Annotated in this window: 21 protein-coding genes and 1 pseudogene; 11 read left to right on the forward strand and 11 right to left on the reverse strand. The window is 45.7% G+C overall.

What is annotated here, in order from left to right; genetic code table 11:
- A partial coding sequence (locus H6F50_RS21195; protein ID WP_190430229.1) for a site-specific integrase occupies window positions 1–341 on the reverse strand: 341 nt, incomplete at its 3' end.
- Window positions 342–1,026: 685 nt separating this feature from the next.
- On the opposite strand from H6F50_RS21195, the gene H6F50_RS21200 reads away from it, so the two are divergent.
- The 7 genes and pseudogenes from H6F50_RS21200 to H6F50_RS21225 all read left to right on the forward strand — a co-directional run bounded on the left by H6F50_RS21200 (window position 1,027) and on the right by H6F50_RS21225 (window position 9,596).
- Window positions 1,027–1,203 carry a hypothetical protein gene (locus tag H6F50_RS21200; RefSeq protein ID WP_190430230.1) on the forward strand — a complete coding sequence of 59 codons (177 nt, stop codon included), beginning with the start codon at window positions 1,027–1,029 and terminating at the stop codon, window positions 1,201–1,203.
- A gap of 113 nt (window positions 1,204–1,316) precedes the next feature.
- A pseudogene (locus H6F50_RS21205) lies at window positions 1,317–1,685 on the forward strand (tyrosine-type recombinase/integrase); the annotation flags it as partial.
- A 300-nt stretch (window positions 1,686–1,985) separates the two neighbouring features.
- Window positions 1,986–2,210 (forward strand): helix-turn-helix transcriptional regulator, encoded by a 225-nt coding sequence (locus H6F50_RS21210; RefSeq protein WP_242029143.1) that lies wholly within the window; start codon window positions 1,986–1,988, stop codon window positions 2,208–2,210.
- A 36-nt stretch (window positions 2,211–2,246) separates the two neighbouring features.
- Window positions 2,247–2,375, forward strand: coding sequence for a hypothetical protein (locus tag H6F50_RS27750; protein WP_277879371.1), 129 nt, complete (start codon window positions 2,247–2,249; stop codon window positions 2,373–2,375).
- A gap of 64 nt (window positions 2,376–2,439) precedes the next feature.
- Complete coding sequence (locus tag H6F50_RS21215) at window positions 2,440–5,829, forward strand: helicase-related protein (RefSeq protein WP_190430232.1); 3,390 nt, start codon at window positions 2,440–2,442, stop codon at window positions 5,827–5,829.
- Window positions 5,830–5,834: 5 nt separating this feature from the next.
- Window positions 5,835–9,107, forward strand: coding sequence for a DNA methyltransferase (locus H6F50_RS21220; protein WP_190430233.1), 3,273 nt, complete (start codon window positions 5,835–5,837; stop codon window positions 9,105–9,107).
- 18 nt (window positions 9,108–9,125) lie between these two features.
- Window positions 9,126–9,596: an EVE domain-containing protein gene (locus tag H6F50_RS21225; protein WP_190430234.1), complete on the forward strand. Its 471-nt coding sequence runs from the start codon at window positions 9,126–9,128 to the stop codon at window positions 9,594–9,596.
- Between the two features lie 148 nt (window positions 9,597–9,744).
- Here H6F50_RS21225 and H6F50_RS21230 read toward each other — a convergent pair whose 3' ends face one another.
- Window positions 9,745–10,041 (reverse strand): helix-turn-helix domain-containing protein, encoded by a 297-nt coding sequence (locus H6F50_RS21230; RefSeq protein WP_190430235.1) that lies wholly within the window; start codon window positions 10,039–10,041, stop codon window positions 9,745–9,747.
- A 324-nt stretch (window positions 10,042–10,365) separates the two neighbouring features.
- Between H6F50_RS21230 and H6F50_RS21235 the strand changes: the two genes are divergently transcribed.
- The gene (locus H6F50_RS21235; RefSeq protein ID WP_190430236.1) at window positions 10,366–10,551 is read left to right on the forward strand and encodes a hypothetical protein; all 186 of its coding nucleotides are present in this window, start codon (window positions 10,366–10,368) and stop codon (window positions 10,549–10,551) included.
- A gap of 26 nt (window positions 10,552–10,577) precedes the next feature.
- Here the strand turns inward: H6F50_RS21235 and H6F50_RS21240 are convergent, their stop codons facing one another.
- The 9 genes from H6F50_RS21240 to H6F50_RS21280 all read right to left on the reverse strand — a co-directional run bounded on the left by H6F50_RS21240 (window position 10,578) and on the right by H6F50_RS21280 (window position 16,143).
- Window positions 10,578–10,787, reverse strand: a complete 210-nt coding sequence (locus H6F50_RS21240; protein WP_190430237.1) for a hypothetical protein — start codon at window positions 10,785–10,787, stop codon at window positions 10,578–10,580.
- 27 nt (window positions 10,788–10,814) lie between these two features.
- Window positions 10,815–10,961, reverse strand: coding sequence for a hypothetical protein (locus tag H6F50_RS21245; RefSeq protein WP_190430238.1), 147 nt, complete (start codon window positions 10,959–10,961; stop codon window positions 10,815–10,817).
- A gap of 12 nt (window positions 10,962–10,973) precedes the next feature.
- Window positions 10,974–12,428, reverse strand: coding sequence for a hypothetical protein (locus H6F50_RS21250; RefSeq protein WP_190430239.1), 1,455 nt, complete (start codon window positions 12,426–12,428; stop codon window positions 10,974–10,976).
- Window positions 12,429–12,492: 64 nt separating this feature from the next.
- Window positions 12,493–13,077 carry a hypothetical protein gene (locus H6F50_RS21255; protein WP_190430240.1) on the reverse strand — a complete coding sequence of 195 codons (585 nt, stop codon included), beginning with the start codon at window positions 13,075–13,077 and terminating at the stop codon, window positions 12,493–12,495.
- A 5-nt stretch (window positions 13,078–13,082) separates the two neighbouring features.
- Window positions 13,083–13,511 (reverse strand): hypothetical protein, encoded by a 429-nt coding sequence (locus H6F50_RS21260; RefSeq protein WP_190430241.1) that lies wholly within the window; start codon window positions 13,509–13,511, stop codon window positions 13,083–13,085.
- 2 nt (window positions 13,512–13,513) lie between these two features.
- Window positions 13,514–14,350 carry a hypothetical protein gene (locus tag H6F50_RS21265; RefSeq protein WP_190430242.1) on the reverse strand — a complete coding sequence of 279 codons (837 nt, stop codon included), beginning with the start codon at window positions 14,348–14,350 and terminating at the stop codon, window positions 13,514–13,516.
- A gap of 93 nt (window positions 14,351–14,443) precedes the next feature.
- Entirely contained in the window at window positions 14,444–14,677 is a 234-nt protein-coding gene (locus H6F50_RS21270) for a hypothetical protein (RefSeq protein WP_190430243.1), read from the reverse strand.
- A 36-nt stretch (window positions 14,678–14,713) separates the two neighbouring features.
- Window positions 14,714–15,064: a hypothetical protein gene (locus tag H6F50_RS21275; RefSeq protein ID WP_190430244.1), complete on the reverse strand. Its 351-nt coding sequence runs from the start codon at window positions 15,062–15,064 to the stop codon at window positions 14,714–14,716.
- A 2-nt stretch (window positions 15,065–15,066) separates the two neighbouring features.
- Window positions 15,067–16,143 (reverse strand): hypothetical protein, encoded by a 1,077-nt coding sequence (locus H6F50_RS21280; RefSeq protein WP_190430245.1) that lies wholly within the window; start codon window positions 16,141–16,143, stop codon window positions 15,067–15,069.
- Window positions 16,144–16,424: 281 nt separating this feature from the next.
- Here H6F50_RS21280 and H6F50_RS21285 point away from each other — a divergent pair, with 281 nt between their 5' ends.
- The 3 genes from H6F50_RS21285 to H6F50_RS21295 all read left to right on the forward strand — a co-directional run bounded on the left by H6F50_RS21285 (window position 16,425) and on the right by H6F50_RS21295 (window position 17,773).
- Window positions 16,425–16,841, forward strand: a complete 417-nt coding sequence (locus H6F50_RS21285; protein ID WP_190430246.1) for a hypothetical protein — start codon at window positions 16,425–16,427, stop codon at window positions 16,839–16,841.
- On the forward strand, window positions 16,831–17,466 hold the full coding sequence (locus tag H6F50_RS21290; RefSeq protein WP_190430247.1) for a hypothetical protein: 636 nt from the start codon (window positions 16,831–16,833) through the stop codon (window positions 17,464–17,466). The genes H6F50_RS21285 and H6F50_RS21290 overlap by 11 nt, the downstream gene beginning before the upstream one ends.
- Window positions 17,467–17,536: 70 nt before the next feature.
- A complete protein-coding gene (locus tag H6F50_RS21295) occupies window positions 17,537–17,773 on the forward strand; it encodes a hypothetical protein (RefSeq protein WP_190430248.1) in 237 nt (78 codons plus the stop codon).
- The last annotated feature ends 347 nt before the right edge of the window (window positions 17,774–18,120 follow it).

An 18,120-nucleotide genomic window follows, 5' to 3' on the forward strand; every position in this document is an offset into this window, starting at 1 on the left:
AGGTGTCCTTGACCGTGGCGACCGGGGAATAAGAACCAGGTTCGGGGTGTGGGGTAGTAGTCAACTAACAGTGACCGCAATTCTTCGATGACGGGGATGCAGCGAGTTGCTAGTTTGCCTTTGGTGTTTCCTTTGCGAATAATTAAATCGGGTCGCACGATTCCTTTGCGATCGTAGACATCAGCTGTCTTTAGGGTACAGGCTTCTCGGATGCGACAGCCGGTGTAGAGGCAGATGCCGAATAAGGCGCGATCTCGTTCGGTTTGCAGACCCGAATTGAACAGCGATTGAATTTCTACTACAGATAAAATCTTGGCTTGACCGTGCCGATCTATTTTCATTGAGGCTACCCATCAATGCCCAATGATTTACCACGATTTGGGGGTAGCTTGCTAGCGCAGCTTCTCAAGTCCCAAGACCCAATTGGGACTTGGAATGCCAAAAAAATGGAGAGCGCTGTGACGCGAGAAGGTGAGTAAGTAACAGGGAGTCATTTGCATTCCAGATATTCAGGCGTCATCTCAAAGCTTGATTAAAAGCACGCTGAATGAAAACTCAGTAGAAAAATAATTATCTCTCTAGTTGCTCTGTCGCCAACTGTTTCAATATCTCACTTTCCAGTTTTGGGGGCAGGTCTTTTTCCATAATTGCTATCTTCTGCCTCCCCGATTACACTTGTCAATACTCCACCACCTGAATCCTTACGAATTAGGTTAAAGCCTCAACAGTAAACGAACGAAAGTTTTAGAATTATTTAGCAGGAAATATATTGCAATTTAACTGTGTTTAAATTAAAGTTAAATTGTGCCTTAAAAGCATAACGTCATTACGACTCAACGCATCGCATCGCAGCTCGACGTATCGCAGCTCGACGCAGCGCAGCTCGCCTCGACTCATCGCAGCTCGACGCAGCGCAGCGCATTAAAAAGAAACCCCTTAGCCCTTCGTTGGCTTGGGGGTTTCTTTTTAAATTACAGGTGAGCGCACCTATCCAAACAATGACAGAGCTAAAAAGAAAACGGGTCAATGGGACGGAAAGCTAAACTCAAGCAAATCAGGCACTCAGCACAGCCATCACCACAACCCAAAATCAATTTTGACCCGAATGAATTTGTGGAACGCTTAGAAAAACAAGGCTACCAACTAGACCGGATTGAGCGTTGTCCTGAAGTAACCAATCACCGAGTAGAGCCACAGATGTAGCCTGATAGCGATTTGGGCTTGGTGAAAGTAAGTCCAACATGGAACCTAAATTGCTGATGATGGTTTCAATCCCTGAGCCTGATAGAGATTTTGGTTAAAGGTCAGGCTAAGAAGCGATCGCACTCGTGGAAGATTGGCTTGTCATCAGAGGTAAATCACTGAGACGGCTTTTGTGTCCTTTCAGGAAAGGCGGACGGGTGGAACTGCGGCGGATGACTCCCCAGGCTGTGTTATTGATTGTGCAAAAACGCGCTACTGAAGCTGGGGTAGCGGCGTTCTCGCCCCACGACTTCCGCAGAACGTTCTGCTCGGATTTGCTGGACGCCGGGACTGATATTGTCACGGTGCAGAAACTCGCGGGACACGCATCACCAGTGACGACGGCGAAGTATGACCGACGCGCAGAAGAAACGAAGCGTAAAGCTGTGGAGCGGTTGGATATTCCCTACACTCGGCGGGGGGTGAGGGTGCGATTGCTATGAACAGTTCTGGGGAATTGAGCAAACGGGATAGGCTCTTGCTGGCGATCATTTCACTAGCAGTAATAGGCGATAGAGAGCCAGAACGAAGGAATTAAATCAACTTCAAGGCAAGTGGACAGGGGCAATTAACTTTGTCTACTGGACAAACTGGACTTGTCCATTCAATATTTTTTTCAGTGTTTTCTCGAATGCCATCCAAGTTTGGGGATAGCTAAGATGTAGCGCATGATATGTAGTGCGCTGCGTTATGTGGCGCATTTGAGGTTCAACATCTGGATGGTCATGAAAAGACCCTTGATAATGAATCAGCCCGAAATTGGCAAGCTCATTCACGAACTTCGGCTGGTAACTGGGCTAACACAAGAACAGTTTGCATCCAATTTGGGTGTTACTTACTCTACGGTTAACCGCTGGGAAAATGGACGCGCTCAACCTTCACCAATGGCAATGAAGTTGGTTGAGCAAAAGCTAGAGGAAATAGGAGAGCAGGGCAAAGGTTTGTTAGAGAAGTATTTGACAAATTAGTTGTAGGGGAAAAAAGGTGATTGCAGTAGGTATTCAATGAACCTTTTTTCTGCTCAAGATTCAGGAGAAAAAGTTGTTATACACAAAGTTGCTGGCAACTATCGCAGCGGTAAAGCAGATTTAGGTAAAGACTTTTATTGCTCCTTACTTGAAGCATTGCATTAAATATCAACCAGCAAGCGTTACTGCAACGCTCTTTCAATCTTGAGGATAATTAGGAACCGATCTTATGCCAAGAATCTTTGACAACATCGACTTACCGCTGCTTCCAGCCCTCAAGGATAATCTTAGAGCAGCAAAACGGGCTGACTTTTGCGTAGGCTACTTTAATCTCAGGGGATGGCGACTGCTCAATGATCTGATCGAGCAATTCTCTGGTGGCGAAGGGAATTGCTGTCGTCTGTTGGTTGGAATGCAGACTTTACCCAAAGATGAGCTTCATGCTGCACGATCCCTCGGCGCTGGCGATAAAGGCATTGACCAGGGAGAAGCCGTTCGCCTGAAAAAGCGTATTGCGGAGGAATTTCGAGAGCAATTAACGATTGGCGCACCGACTAACCAAGATGAAGAAGGCTTAAAGCGGTTGCGTGCCCAACTGAAATCTAAAAAGCTCATCGTCAAACTGTTTCTACGGCACACCCTTCACGCCAAGCTGTATCTCATCCACCACCCTAATGCAATTAATTCCCCGATCGTCGGGTTCTTGGGAAGTAGCAACCTAACACTATCTGGCTTGGGCAAACAGGGAGAATTGAACGTTGATGTTTTGGAGCTGGATGCTACCAACAAATTGCAGCGGTGGTTCGATGATCGCTGGCGAGACCGCTTTTGCGTTGATATTTCAGATGAACTAGCAAAGCTGATTGATGAAAGTTGGGCACGGGAAGAGTTAGTACCGCCCTACCATGTCTACCTGAAGATGGCTTACCACCTTTCTCAGGAAGCCCGTGCTGGGTTGTCTGAGTACCGAATCCCTCGCGACTTTGGAGATCGCCTCTTTGACTTCCAAAAAGCTGCTGTTCAGATTGCGGCTCACCACGTCAACAAGCGGGGTGGGGTACTGATAGGGGACGTGGTGGGGTTAGGAAAGACGCTGGTGGGTACTGCCCTGGCGCGAATCCTACAAGAAGACTCCTTCCTTGAAACCCTGATTATTTGCCCAAAAAACCTTGTTCCCATGTGGCAAGACTATGTGCGGGAATACCGCCTGATAGCTGAAGTTTTGCCAATTAGCCAGGTTCAAACGAAGCTACCTAATCTCCGGCGCTACCGAGTCGTTCTGATTGATGAAAGTCATAACCTGCGGAACCGGGGCGGGCGGCGCTATCGGGCAATTCAGGAATACATTGCTATCAACGAGAGCAAGTGTATTTTGCTGACGGCAACGCCCTACAACAAAACTTACCTGGATCTCTCGTCTCAACTCCGCTTGTTCATTCCAGAGGATAAAGACCTGGGCATTCGTCCGGAGCAATTGATCAGTAACCTGGGCAATGAGATGGAATTCCGACGACGGCACGCTCAAATCCCGGTTAAATCGCTTCGAGCCTTTGAGCAGAGCGAGTTTGCCGATGACTGGCGAGATTTGATGAAATTGTACATGATTCGTCGTACTCGCAGCTTCATCAAAGAAAACTACGCCAAAACCGATCCATCTGACGGGCGCAAGTACCTGGAATTTCAAGATGGCTCTCGGTCTTACTTTCCGATTCGTGTCCCAAAAACTGCTCGTTTTGCGATCGGTAGCCCTGGCTCTGATCCCTATGCCCGTCTCTACTCAGACCAGGTGGTGCAGGTGATTAATGACCTGAACCTACCCCGCTATGGGCTTGGTAACTACGAAGTTCCGCGCCACGCCACACCCCCTAATGCTGCTGAGCAACTCATTCTCAGTGGTTTGTCCCGTGCAGGCAGGCGGTTAATGGGCTTCTGTCGTACCAATCTGTTCAAACGGCTTGAGAGTAGTGGGCAAGCCTTCATTCAGTCGATCGAGCGTCATGTTCTGCGTAACTTCATCTATCTCCATGCAATTAAAAACGGCTTAGACATTCCCATTGGAACTCAGGACGCTGACTTGCTCGACACTCGCTACAGCGATGAAGACTCTGACTCGATCGCTGCCACCTTGTTTGATGCAGAAACCGAAGACGAGCCAACTGATGCAGCAACCGAGGAACTGTCTACCCAGGCAGAAACGGAGTACCGCTGTCGAGCGGCTGAGGTTTATAACCTTTATGCCACTCAGTATGAGCGTCGTTTCAAGTGGATTCGCCCTGACCTCTTCACAAAGCGGCTGGCAGCCCATCTGCTAGAGGATGCCCGTTCTCTCATTGAGATATTGAGCCTTTGCCCGGTTTGGAATGCTGACCTGGATCAGAAATTTGCGGCATTAGTGCAGCTTCTACAGAAAGAGCATCCCGATCGCAAAGTCCTAATCTTCAGCCAATTTGCAGACACCGCCTGTTTCTTAGGAACACAGCTACAGGCGAAAGGGGTAGCGCAAGTGGAATATGTCACAGGTAACTCTCCTGACCCCACAGCGATCGCCTACCGCTTTAGCCCTAAGAGCAACGACAAGCGCAACAGTGTTTTGGAAAGTAACGAGATCCGGGTGTTAATTGCGACCGATGTCTTGAGTGAAGGTCAAAACCTTCAGGATTCAGCCATCGTTGTCAACTACGATCTGCCTTGGGCAATTATCCGACTCATTCAGAGGGCTGGACGGGTAGACCGGATTGGACAGAATGCAGATGAAATCCTCTGTTATTCCTTCCTCCCGGCTGAAGGGGTAGAGCGGTTGATTAATTTGCGTGGCAGACTCCGGCGCAGGCTTCAGGAAAATGCTGAAGTCGTGGGCACGGACGAAGCTTTCTTTGAGGACACGGCTGATCAAGTGATTCTCGACCTGTATCACGAAAAGACTGACATTTTTGATGATGAGGAAGATAGCGAAGTAGACCTCACCTCAGAAGCTTTCCAAATTTGGAAGAATGCAACGGATGAAAACCCGGCTCTAAGGAAAGCGATCGAGGAGTTACCTAATGTGGTTTATTCCACCAACGCTCACTCTCCTACAGCAACTCAACCAGAAGGGGTTTTGCTCTATATGCGAACCACTGAAGGTAATGACGCGCTGGCATGGGTAGACCGAGACGGTAACAGCGTTACTCAATCCCAATTGGCAATTTTGCGAATAGCAGCGTGTGAACCCGACACACCACCGTTACCCCGTTCTTCTCAACATCATGAACTGGTAGAGAAGGGAGCCAACATGATTGTGGAGGATGAGAAGCGGGTAGGAGGTCAAATGGGTAGACCGTCAGGGGCTAGATTCCGTACCTATGAACGGTTGAAGCGGTATGCCGAGGAGGTGAAGGGAACCCTATTTGAATCAGCAGACCTGCTAAAAGCGATCGATGAAATCTACCGTTACCCCTTGCGGCAATCGGCAACCGATACACTCAACCGCCAACTTAAGAGCGGTGTGAGCGATCAGCAATTGGCGGAACTGGTGGTAGTCCTCCGCATGGATGACCGCCTCTGTTTGGTGAATGAAGATGATGATCAGCGTGAGCCGCAAATCATCTGTTCGATGGGACTTTTTGAAGCACAAGCGTAAGACCTATGCAAATTGATTTGAAGCGATCGCAGCAATACCTTAAGCAATTCCAATTCCAACTCTTATTTATTGAGGAATTGGGATGGGATAACTATTCTTCCCAACCCCTCTCGCTCCTAATAGAGAACAAGTCCTACGCACTCAAACCTGTTGCTGAAAAGCGGGGACAAGTCGTTTATACCTGTCTGTCTGAAGATGGGACGATTCCTAATTCTGTTACTCGTACCAAGATTCACAAAGAAGTCTCTCGCTACAGCCTGGAGAATGTGCTGATCTACATCGACCAAGGCGAGACTGAGCAGGTGTGGCAGTGGGTCAGACGTGATCCAGGTAAACCCCAAGCCAATCGATTCCATCAGTTCCATAAGAGCCAGTCAGGGGATGCCTTGCTGCAAAAGCTGGAAGCTCTCGCTGTCGCTTTTGATGAAGAGGACCAGCTAACGCTGGTTGATGTCACCAGCCGTACCCGGCGAGCTTTCGATGTGGACCGGGTGACAAAGAAGTTTTACGAACGGTTCAAAAAGGAGCATGGGCTGTTTCTCAAGTTCATTGCGGGTATCCACTCCCAGTTTGACCAGGAGTGGTACTGCTCGTTGATGCTGAACCGCTTGATGTTCGTCTATTTCATTCAGAAGAAGGACTTTCTGGATGGCAACACCAACTATTTGCGCGATCGCCTTCAGTCTTGTCAGTCGCTCAAGGGGCAAGGCAGTTTCCACTCGTTTTACCGCTACTTCCTCCTGAAACTGTTCCATAGCGGCTTAGGAGATCCAATACGCTCCCCTGAACTGGAGCAGCTTCTTGGCAAAGTCCCCTACCTGAATGGCGGCTTGTTCGAGGTTCACCAGTTGGAAGAGAAATACCCAGACATCCAAATTCCTGATCAGGCATTTGAGAAGGTCTTTGACTTTTTCGATGAGTACTATTGGCATTTAGACGATCGCCCCCTGCACAACGATCGTGAAATCAATCCGGATGTGTTGGGCTATATCTTCGAGAAGTACATCAACCAAAAACAGATGGGCGCGTACTACACCAAGGAAGACATCACCGAGTACATCAGCAAAAACACCATCATTCCCTTTCTGTTCAATGCAGCGGAAAAATCCTGTAGCATTGCCTTCCAGCCTAATGGAAGCGTTTGGCGTTTGCTGAAAGATAACCCCAACCGCTACATCTACACAGCAATGCAAAAGGGGGTGGAGCTGCCTCTTCCAGATGCAATCACGGCTGGCATGGCAGACATTTCTCAACGGCAGGGATGGAATCGCCCTGCTGACAGCGAGTATGCCCTACCAACTGAAACATGGCGGGAGCATATTACCCGCCGCCAGCGATGCTTAGAGCTACGGGAAAAACTGTCAGATGGAAAGGTTCATTCGATTGATGATTTGATTACTCTCAACCTGGACATCCGGCAGTTTGCCCAGGATGTGATTGAGAACTGTGAGGGGTCTGAATTGGTGAGGGCATTCTACAATGCCATCTGCCAAGTTTCGATCCTCGATCCCACTTGTGGCTCTGGGGCCTTCCTATTTGCTGCTCTGAACATCCTAGAACCCTTGTATGATTCCTGTTTAGAGCGAATGCAGGTGTTTTTAGATGATTTGAAGCGATCGGATCATCCTCATCACCCAGAAACCTTTGGTGACTTACGCAAAATCCTTAACCGAGTTGCACAGCATCCCAACCGCCGCTACTTCATCCTCAAGTCCATCATCCTCAATAACCTCTATGGGGTGGACATCATGGAGGAAGCAACAGAAATTTGTAAGCTTCGCTTATTTCTGAAGCTGGTATCTCAAGTAGAGCGAGATCCCTATGCCCCGAACTATGGCTTAGAACCGTTACCAGATATTGATTTCAATATTCGGGCAGGTAATACACTGGTTGGTTTTGTTAACTACGAAAAAGTTAAGGAAGCTGTTGAAGGCAACCAGCAAAAAAAACTTGATCTGTTTAGTGACATGGAGCGCATTAATAGAAATGCAGAAGAAGCAGATCAGGCGTTTCAATTATTTCGCTCCGTTCAAACAGAACAAGCCATCGATAAAGTAAGTTTTCGGGAAGCCAAAAATCAACTTCGTAATCGGTTGCGTGCGTTAAATCAAGAACTTAATCGCTATTTAGCGGAACTCTACACAATTGGGTTATCAAAAAAAACAAAGGAGTATGAAAACTGGTTAGTTAACCATCAACCTTTTCATTGGTTTGTTGAATTTTATAGAATCATAGCTCAAGGTGGCTTTGATATAATTATTGGAAACCCGCCTTACGTTGAGTCTAACAAAGTTAAAGAGTATAAGGTTCATGGTTATGAATCTGAACCTTCTCGTAATTTATATGCTTTTACAATGGAGCGTTCTGCTTTTCTACAAAAAAAAGAAGGACGTTTCGGAATGATTGTTCCAGTCAGTGCAATCAGCTTAGGAGCTACTCAGACTTTAAGAGATGTTCTTCAGAGAGAATATCCAATTACATGGATTAGTAGTTATTCTTTCAGACCTGGAAAGCTGTTTGAAGGGGTTAACTTGCGCTTAAGTCTATTTTTGGGTGGTAAGTTGGATGTTATCCCGAAGAATTACTCAACGAAGTATAACCAGTGGTATACGGATGAGCGACCATTTTTGTTTGAAAATTTATCCTATCGAGAGGCAACTTCTGTTCTTCTTCCTTACTCTATACCTAAAATTGGTACTGATTTAGCAGTTGGTGTAGTACAGAAAGTATTAGCCCAAGAAAGTAAAATTGGAAAACATTTATCTCGCGCTTCAGGATACCTATTACACTACCATCGAAGCCCTTTGTACTGGATTAGGGCAATGGACTTTGAACCATTTTTTAAATCGCCTAGCCAAGATAGATCAGTTCATCATTTTCGTGATCTGTATGTAAATGACGATCTGTATGGAAAGTTTATTGGTGCAGTTTTGAATAGTAATTTATTCTTTATCTGGTTTGTAATGGTTGGAAATTGTCGCAACCTAACGGGAGATGATGTGAAGTTTTTTGCCATTGGTGAACCATCAAATATGGCCTTAGAAAAGACAGCCAATCTCTTTGATATTTTAATGGATGACTATAAAAACAATTCGCGGATACGTACCCGTAGAGATGCTGAGCTTCAAGAGTTTTATCCATCTTTGTCTAAGCCCATAATCGACAAAATTGATCGGTTACTAGCACAGCATTACGGTTTTACAGATAATGAGCTTGATTTCATTATCAACTATGACATCAAATACCGCATGGGGCGCGATACTGAGGATGAAGAGTAAAATACCTGGATGTAAAAAATGCGTGATTGCACCTACTGGTTGAGTCTGTTCAACGCAACAACCTGGCAAGAATTTCAAGATGCTGGAGGCGAAGTAATGGGCTTTCCCGAAACCCGCCAGAATACAGTGAAACGCATCAAGCCAGGAGACTACTTGCTTGGTTACTTAACTGGTGTCTCCCGCTGGATCGCAGTGTTGGAAGTTACCTCTGAACCTTACAACGACTTATCCAGAATTTGGAAGCAGGCGCTCTTTCCCTGCCGAGTCAAAGTCAAAGTGGTCGCCAGTGTCCCACCGGAAGCTGGTGTCCCCGTCCTCTCTATCAGCAAAGACCTTCGGATGTTTGACAACATGAAAACGCCAAACTGGGGCTTGTTGTTCCGAATTGCACCGAGGGAACTGCATCCAAGAGACGGGGAGTTAATCACCAATGCCGTCAAGCAGGCTAGTATTAAAGCGTCAGCGAACATCTCTTTGATTGACGAATAAAGTTAAACTCATTAGGATTCTTCCAGTAAAATAACGCAGTAAAGCTGAGTTAAAGGCTCTCAGTAATCTGCTAACTTTCCCAAAGTAATAGAAAGGTAACGGTCAAAGAATATCAATCGGATATTGACTGTTTGACCGACTATTCCCCTTAATCTAAATAGGGTGGACAGAGTAGATTTATGATGTCTTCTGGAATTGACTCGTAGTTCTCCAAGAGAAAATTAACTAAAGCAAGGTGACGCATATCATTTCTAGTGGGACGATGGGTTTTCTGACTAGAGAACCAAGAATTCACTGTTCCAGGCGCGCGATTGCAGATTAAAGAAATTTGTTCGTAGGTTAATTCCCACTTGCAAAGAAAATCTTCTGGAGTCATTTGCATCTGAGAGTAAGCATAATTTTGGATGAGTTGACGTTGACGCTCAGTTAGAGCTTGTCGAGTCATTGAACACCTCTTATATAAATCAACGTGAGTGGGCTGACTCGTTATTTGTGAAATAAGAGAAAAGATTTTAGTAACTGCGGTAACTAGCTGCTTACACAAGCAGCGATACTTTCAAGTTCCGCACATTGTTTGTTGTCTGTACTGAATGAGTTCAGAGGAAGTCCCAATTGGGTCTTCAACTCAGATCCAAAACATAATTGCAAATTAGGGCGATTATCAGTGGAAGCAAGGTAGGCGATCGCCGATTTAAATTAGTCACGGGTCACGAGCGCTCCCGAAAAATAGAACGGCTTTGACCGGGGCTGGATAAGGGTGTGACCTCTCGTGACTAAAGACTTCAGGGCAAAAAAATATCGATTGGGATTTAATCTTCAGTTAGTCGAATCCCGCAGCACAACCCAAACCCAAAACCCAGTAACATCCCCTTGTGCAGTTCCTTTGGCTGAGCCAAGAGAGCAAGGAATCCAAAAGCGCACCCAACTGCGATCGCTCCTATGGCAATATTCCTAAGTCTTCTACGGGTTCTTCTGCCAAATCTAGTTCTCATCGCTCCCTCCATCTGCCCAGATTATTAGACCTCTCTCATCCAGTTCATCCAAACTGGCGGCATTGATTTCTTCCACGAACGAATCTGGGAGTGATCGCATAATTAGTTCAATCAACCGGGCAGCAAACTTATTCATCACCAGCACCTCCTTCCAAGCGGCTGCACCACTGAGTTTTTGTTTTCGCTTAGGTTCTGTCATCTGATTGTCCTCCTATTATTTTAAATTTCATTTCAAGACTGTTTTTGATTGCCGCCGTTGTAGGTCTGCTGGAGTTGTCGGGTAGGTTGTCGTGCTGTCCTTGTGAATCTGTCGGGTAACTGTCGTGAAGGTTGTCGGGAGAGGCTGTCGTGCCTGTCGGGTCGTACCCGACAAGGCACATGACAGCTAGTTGGAGAGGAACCCGACAGATGAATCTGACTTGCCTTCCTCGTCGATTTGACCGTAGCCCATGTCTGCCAGTAGTCCAAAATACTGATGGATTTCTTTGCTACCTTTCCCTCTCAAAACTGAAAAGGTTTTGCGTTGAATGTCACGTACTGTTATCCAGTCGTCCTTCTCTTTAGCAAATAACCAGATACTTTTTAGCGGTTCTTTTAGCGAATCTGAAAGCTTTAACTCAGTAGTTGCTTCAGTGGGTACGACAGCCTCTAATTCTGGCGTCTCCTCAGTAACGACTGCGGGTGACGTTACTGGTGTCTGTATCGTCGTCAGCATTGATTGAGGTAGCATTCCCATCAATAATTCCTCTGTAAGCCAGTCTGGGATTTTTCCTTCTTCCTTCGTTCCATCCAACCATTGAATTTTAAATTTTCCTGTAGGCTGGATAGTTTCTAAGCCATCATCTCCAATGGTCTTTTCCCCTACCGTCTCGACTCGTACAGTGCCCTCAAGGAAAACAGTTACTAGACCTTTACTGCCTGGTAAGAATGCTTGAGTTTCACCGTGGACGATGAACACCGGGTACTCACCAAATTTAAATGTTTCTCGCAGGCATGAAGTTAAGACAGCAGTAAGAACTTCTTCTTCCACAACTTTGTTCATCAACCCGAACTCATCCCAAATCGTAGTAATAGAATTAACCTGTCCGTCTTCTACTCGCTGGGCCAGTCCGTTCCACTCTTTTCTAATAGATGGATAGTCTCGCTTACCGTTACTGATACCTACAATCTGGAAAGCATCGGGATAAGAATTTGTAGGTTCGTAGTGTGGAGTGGAAGCGATCGCCCGATGACCGGGAAGTAGAACCAGCCGCAACAATACCAGCTTCTTCGCCCACGTAGTTTTACCGGAACGCTGGACACCCACGCAGCGAATGGGATGGGACTTAACCAGACTGAGAAGTGCTGGACATTGTTGACGTAGTGCTTTCAATAATTCCTCCTTATTTTTTGGCGGACGAGTTGCTGGAACTGATTGAACAGGCTGAGCAGGTGAAGACGCTCCAATTGGAACTTGTTGGAGGCGATCTCTTTCAGAGTTTGCTAATGACGTTGAATCAGCGGGCTGAACATCCTGCTCAGTTATCGGCAGACCTGGCGGTTCAACTTCTCTTGCCGGAACATCAATTGCTCCTGGCTCCTCTTCTTTTACTGGCTTAGGATTAGCTCGGCGTGAACGATTGACAGCACCAATGTCATTGAGTCCAACTGCGAGAACAACCAGTGCCAACGGAATACCAGCGATCGCACTCCCCACGAACGCTGCCGCCAGAGAACAAACTGAGATAACTCCTTGGTCTTTTGTAATTCGTCCTAGTCCCAGCGGCTCTTGTCCAAAGTCATTTTCAAATTCAATATCGTTTGTAATTTTGGTGATTTGAGCTAACTTATTTTCTTCCATCTTTATCCTCCTAAAAGAAAGCCCCCAATAGAAAAAGGGGGCTAATGCTGTGAATCCAACGAGATTACCGAAAGTTAGCTTGAATGTTTTTTCTGAGGTTGAATACCATCTCGAAGCTAAACATCGTGACAAGAAATAAAACCAACGTCCACCACAGAATCAAGCTACTATCCCAGTTGGGGGCATCTTCCACTATTGCTTGTACACCGCCTTCATAAGGGGGAAATCGAAGGAAACAGATAACACTCTCAAATCCGTAAGCAATCCAGCGATTACGATACGCTTCATCTGTCGGATTTTCTACTAGAGAAGGCAAAATTTCTTTTAGCTGACACAGGCTCCACATTACGATCGCGAGAAAAGGAATGATATTTGCAAAGCCCCATTCAATCCATCCACCGAGGAACGGGATTCTTACAAGACTATCAAGGAAGGGAATGTTAGTGAGTTCCTTTGCAATATGTTTTGCAAGTTCAATCCACGGTTGTACATTTAAAAGCCCGACAAACCCAATGGTTGCCCAAATTAAAATCTTAGCGATGAGCCGTGCATTAATTTGAAACTTGTTTGCGCTTTTAGGCATACTTCCGCTGTAAGAATAAGTTGCTCCAGCAGCTTGATTTGTGCCACCTTGTGAATATCTCGCCATTTGAATTACCTCTGCCGAATTAGTTGCTTGAATTCTTCTTGGTCTGTCATCGTAATACGTGCGATATCAGTAATTGTTCCGTTATCGCTAACGATGGCAGTATCGCCAAGACTATTGCAGATAAAGACTCCAGGGCGCAAAGTTTGCGATAAGCGAGGATTCATTACCCTAGTTCCTTCACTGAAATAATCCTCTCTAGTCGTCTTCGCTGTTCTTACGAAAATACAGTTGTTGCGATATCTATCAAGCGCAACTTTAGACAGTTTTTCAGCCATCCGTGCTTTAGTTCGGTTCTGCCGGATATAGTCATTGAAAGTAGATTGTTCCTGCCTAATTGCTTCGCTTTTTTCAAGTGAACCTCTCACCCGTTCACCGTTTGATAAAAGGATGAGAGCAGCCGCCGCTAACAGAAGATGAGAGGTTTTAATTTTCATCTTTAGACTCCCAAAACTACTGCTAGCGGCATCAAATCAGCTTCCTGTTGAGTAGGCGTTGTATAGCGATCTCCTTTTTCGCAGAAAGAGTCGGGAACCGCGAAGCTTTCTTGGCTGGGATAAATGTTTAAGTTGAAATCAAATTGATTGCCACCAGGAAACCAATCTTGCCAAAACATATCAGCAGGTTCCCAATAAGCTTTCCACGGGAAATCACATTCAGGATTCGGTTCAGGTGCGCCTGGTTTTGGCAGCCAGTGCATCGTGAAACAGATACCCGGCTCCAGCCCTGATTGTTCTTTGAGAAGAGCTTCAAATACCAAGAAAAACTCAAAATCTGGGTAGGCTTGCTGCGATCGCTCCAACCATTCCTGAAGTTGATTTCGACCAAAAATCAATAGCGCTAAGTCATGTTCAATTTCAAGCCCCCAGCAGACAATCCAGTTCAAGACCCGAAAGCGTTGCTCTGGATTGAGAGAACCTTGCTGGTGACGTTGAATTAAATCTTGGTCTTCTGGTGTCAATGCATCAACATGGGTGCCGATGCGATAGAGCAGGTCATCGCTTGGTTGTTGGTTATATCGGCGGACGCGCTCCACGACATAGCCCCAATTTACGGAGTCGGTTGAATTCCTTTTTCCTCTTCCTGAATGGTTTAAAAGGTTCTGCGTAATTCGTTGAGCTATCCCCCGAACTTCTGCGTCTTCGATGCGCTCAATAATTGGCTGCGGGTCGAGGTTCTTGTGGAATGCATCGGCTAGTTCAATAGCGGCGTCTAGGTCAACTCCATGCGCGATGTACTGCCCATCGGGGAATCCAACTTCATAATCTGTCATCATTGAAATGTCTCCTTCTGCGTTGTTAGGGGGAGCCAGTAGTCAGCGGACGATGCCTGTCAAACTTCATGCCGCTGACTTACTGACCGAAAATTACTAAACCTTTTGCAGTTCAGTTTCTTCAAGAATTGTTTGAAAGTCGCGCTTGTTGTTGCTGAATCGAATCTGGTAAACCCATCTCGGTCTGCCGGGTAAATCATGTAAATCTGAGGGTTGATAAAGCATTCCGGTGATTACACACTGCTGGCGGGATAAGCTACCGGGAACCCTAATTGACACAGTTTGCCAGAGCTTGAACTTGGGAATTAAACGAGCAATTGATTGTGACATTTTTAACCTCCTTTTGGCTTGATAGTTGCTTTGGAATCATGCCGCTTCATCTTCAAATAAATCACCAAGGTCAGCATCAAAACTAAGGTCATCTAATTTACTTTGATTGCTGTTGAGTGTTGGTAGTTCACCTCCCTGATTGAACGCCACAACTTTATTACTGCCACTGCTGGGAACCAGCCCCATTACCCAACTGAACAACTTTGCAAATGGAACCTGCTTCGCCATTGATTGAGCGATTTTATGTTCGTAAATGATTCTGTTCGTCAAGGTGGTTATGTCAGCGCCAGTAACTTCTTTTGAAGGCTTTCCGATGACTCTTTCTGATTGCGATTTCAGGTAGTCTTGGATGTCAGTTTCAATGCGAACTCGTAGATTCTCAGCCATGATTATTTGCCTCTTTCAAATCTTGCTTGAGCTAGTCTTTGTAATCCGATAGCATTCGCCCAACAACCATCGGGGACGGCTGTAATTCCTTGGCTGGCAAGTAATTTGGCGACTCCCGGTAGTTCAGCACCTCCACCCCAACAGACAAGACTCTGCGCGGAATCTCTCCACTCTGAAACCTCTTTAAAAGCCAGTCTCAAACGGTCAGCTAACCAAGGCTTTAGATGTCGTAGATAGATAGGTCTGAAGTCAAAGTTACGAGTACCATACTTGAACTCTCGTGATTCAATTCCTTGCCGAATCATCTCTATGCTTCCTACTTTTCCACTCCCTAAAAATTGGATTAATTCTGGATCGGATGCGATTAAATCCAGCAGGTCAATACACCCACCAATCTCAAGAACTTTACGATGCACAATTGCACCACCAGGCGCAAAGATGTTGACGATAGTTGTGGCGGTTCCAATGTCAATCCCAATCGCACTGGCTGTCTTGTCAATCAACGGTTCAAGTGTTCCTGACACACAATAAGCGTAGCTACCTGCCCCCTCTGGAACCACCAAGCTTACTTTTAAATTAACCCGTGATTGAACCGCATTCTTACCACCAAAATTGATGACATGAGAACCCTGCGTTTTAGCCGTAACTACCTCTTGGAAAAGGCTTTTATTGTGGGTTGATAGAACTAGATGTAAATTCCATTCTGGTCTGAATGAAAGGCTTGCCAAACTCCCCAACAGTAAGTGCAAACAAAACTCTCCCTTTAAAACTGGGTCATCACTCAGCTTTGTATGTGCGCTTGGACTCTTCCACGCCGCAAGACTTCCAACAAGGAACTGAAGCCCGACTAAATCTTCTCTTTCACCTGAGTGGTAGAAGAAATATCCACCATCTTTTGCAGTGAGAATATCGTGTAATTCTTCGCGCACTTGCACAATTTTGGAGGGCATTCTGACTTTCATCTGCGATGCGCCGCTGCCAATGCAAATCTTGGTCAATCCCGCCCCGACATCGGCTCCTGTAGGCAATGCGAGAATGTTTCGGGCGAATCCAGCCTGCGATGGCTGTGTCATTGTCATTGTTAATTTCTCCAAAGTTGAGGGTTAAACGTGGTCTGTAACTCTTGCTGTCTGGGTTTGAGTTAATTTTTTGGCAAAAAACTCTGTCACCCAATCTCACCTGATTTCTTTGCGGGGTGAGGGTTTTGGGCGCTTTTGGTCTATGTCTGCTACGATAACACCTAAGCAAGGAAGTAGCAACTTAACTTTTGATACTAAATAGCCTTTTAATACTAAGTAGCAACTCATCTTTGCTTTTGTTGATTGTGAGAGAATGGGAGTAAAATCGCCAAGTTGCTACTGTGCCTGGAAAAAAAGACGATCCAAATTATCAAATAGTGAGAGGTCACGTTCCCAAAGAGCTGGTGAAGCGCTTCAAAATTTACTGTGTAGAAAATGGCGTTGATAACAGTCAAGGCTTGGAAGACATTCTCACTGAATATCTTCAGGCAAAGGAACAACAACCTTTACGTAAAGAAGCTTCACCTCAACCACCACCTCAAACTATCGCTGAGTTGGTACAGCAAAATTACGTTCAATTGTTGGAGCGTGGCGGAGTGGAAGTAGATCGATTAAAAGCGCTGAAAGATGGAGCTAAACCTACTGTCCGAGAACTAGCCTTTCTCGCACGGGATCTATATATAGATGAAGAGATAATCGTTGAGTTGCGCGATCGCAGCTTTCCTAAGAATAAGAAGAGAGAAGCCAATGGAGTTTGACAGGTTTGATTTCAGAGGCATCGGCAATCAAAGCTTACTTCTCCAAGCATCAAATGAATCTACCGCCAAAGCTTGGCTCGACGAAGGGGGCTGCGAATTGGCGAAGGTATTAATAAAGCTTCGCCTGAAGTATGCTCGAATTACTTGGGATGGTTGTAACCAGCCTCTAAAGATTCTGGCATCAATGGCTGAATCTGAACCTGAGACTCCGGATCTACCTGAAATATCTAATGCAGTTTTTTCGTCCCAATTGGGACTTGATTCAAACTCGCTAGGAATTTTAGAGAGAATGCAAGGTTCATCAAAACCAATGTCCCTGACCGACCTAGATTCTGATGCTCAAGAGTGGGTTAATGCTCCGCTGGCTCAGATGCTACAAATGCCAGCGGTTCAGGCAACCTCACTGAACATGAAAGATTATTGGCAGGAGGATGCGCTTGATTATGTAAAGCGCATCTTAGGGCAGCAGAGCATTTTCGATCACAAGTACGAAGCAATGCTACCTTATAGCCCTACCCACTTCAGCTCAAGGTTTGAGGTGGTTGAATTTGGGATTACAAAAAGACTAAAGCGATTAGTAACAATTCATTACTTTGAGCCGAGCAGTCAATCAGCTATCCAATGAAAACTTCCTTTCTCAAGAAAATTTAAGTTAAACTAAAAAAGCTTGTATAAACAAGCGACAATAAAAAAAGATGGCAAAAAGAGGAATTAAGGGATTACAAAGTCAGAAGGGTCAACCCGAATACTACGAGGAGCTAAAAAAACGGACTGCGCTAATGCTAACCCCTACCGCTACGAAGCAACTAGATTCTTGGGCAGAAGACCTGAACATATCTAGAAGCGAGTTGGTAGAGCGTCTTGCAAGAGGTGTTTACCCAGTCATTTTGGATGAGGAGGCAGCAAGCCTGGGGGAGTTACTGAGCTGTTGAATCTTGTTAACGAAGTCAACAGCTACTACGCGACAAGGATGGCAGCCATGATTGGGAAGATAAAGCAGCAGCAACAAATAATCGAACGGCAGCAGCAGATGATCGACAAGCTTACTAGGAGACAGTCATGAATTTAAGTAATAAAAAAAGCGCAAAACACTGCTAGCCATTGAACCTGGCAAAACAGTGTTTCACGCGAGTAGTAAAAAACAGAGAGCCTAAGCTCTAAAACAAACGAAAAAACCGAGAGAATTTAGCTCTAGTACACGATAGCTCTATCTTGGCGGACGGACTATCTGACTAGCACCATTTACGATCTAATCGTAACTACGATTATCGATACTTCT

This window comes from Coleofasciculus sp. FACHB-712 (genome assembly GCF_014695635.1).
Taxonomy (GTDB): Bacteria; Cyanobacteriota; Cyanobacteriia; order Cyanobacteriales; family FACHB-T130; genus FACHB-T130.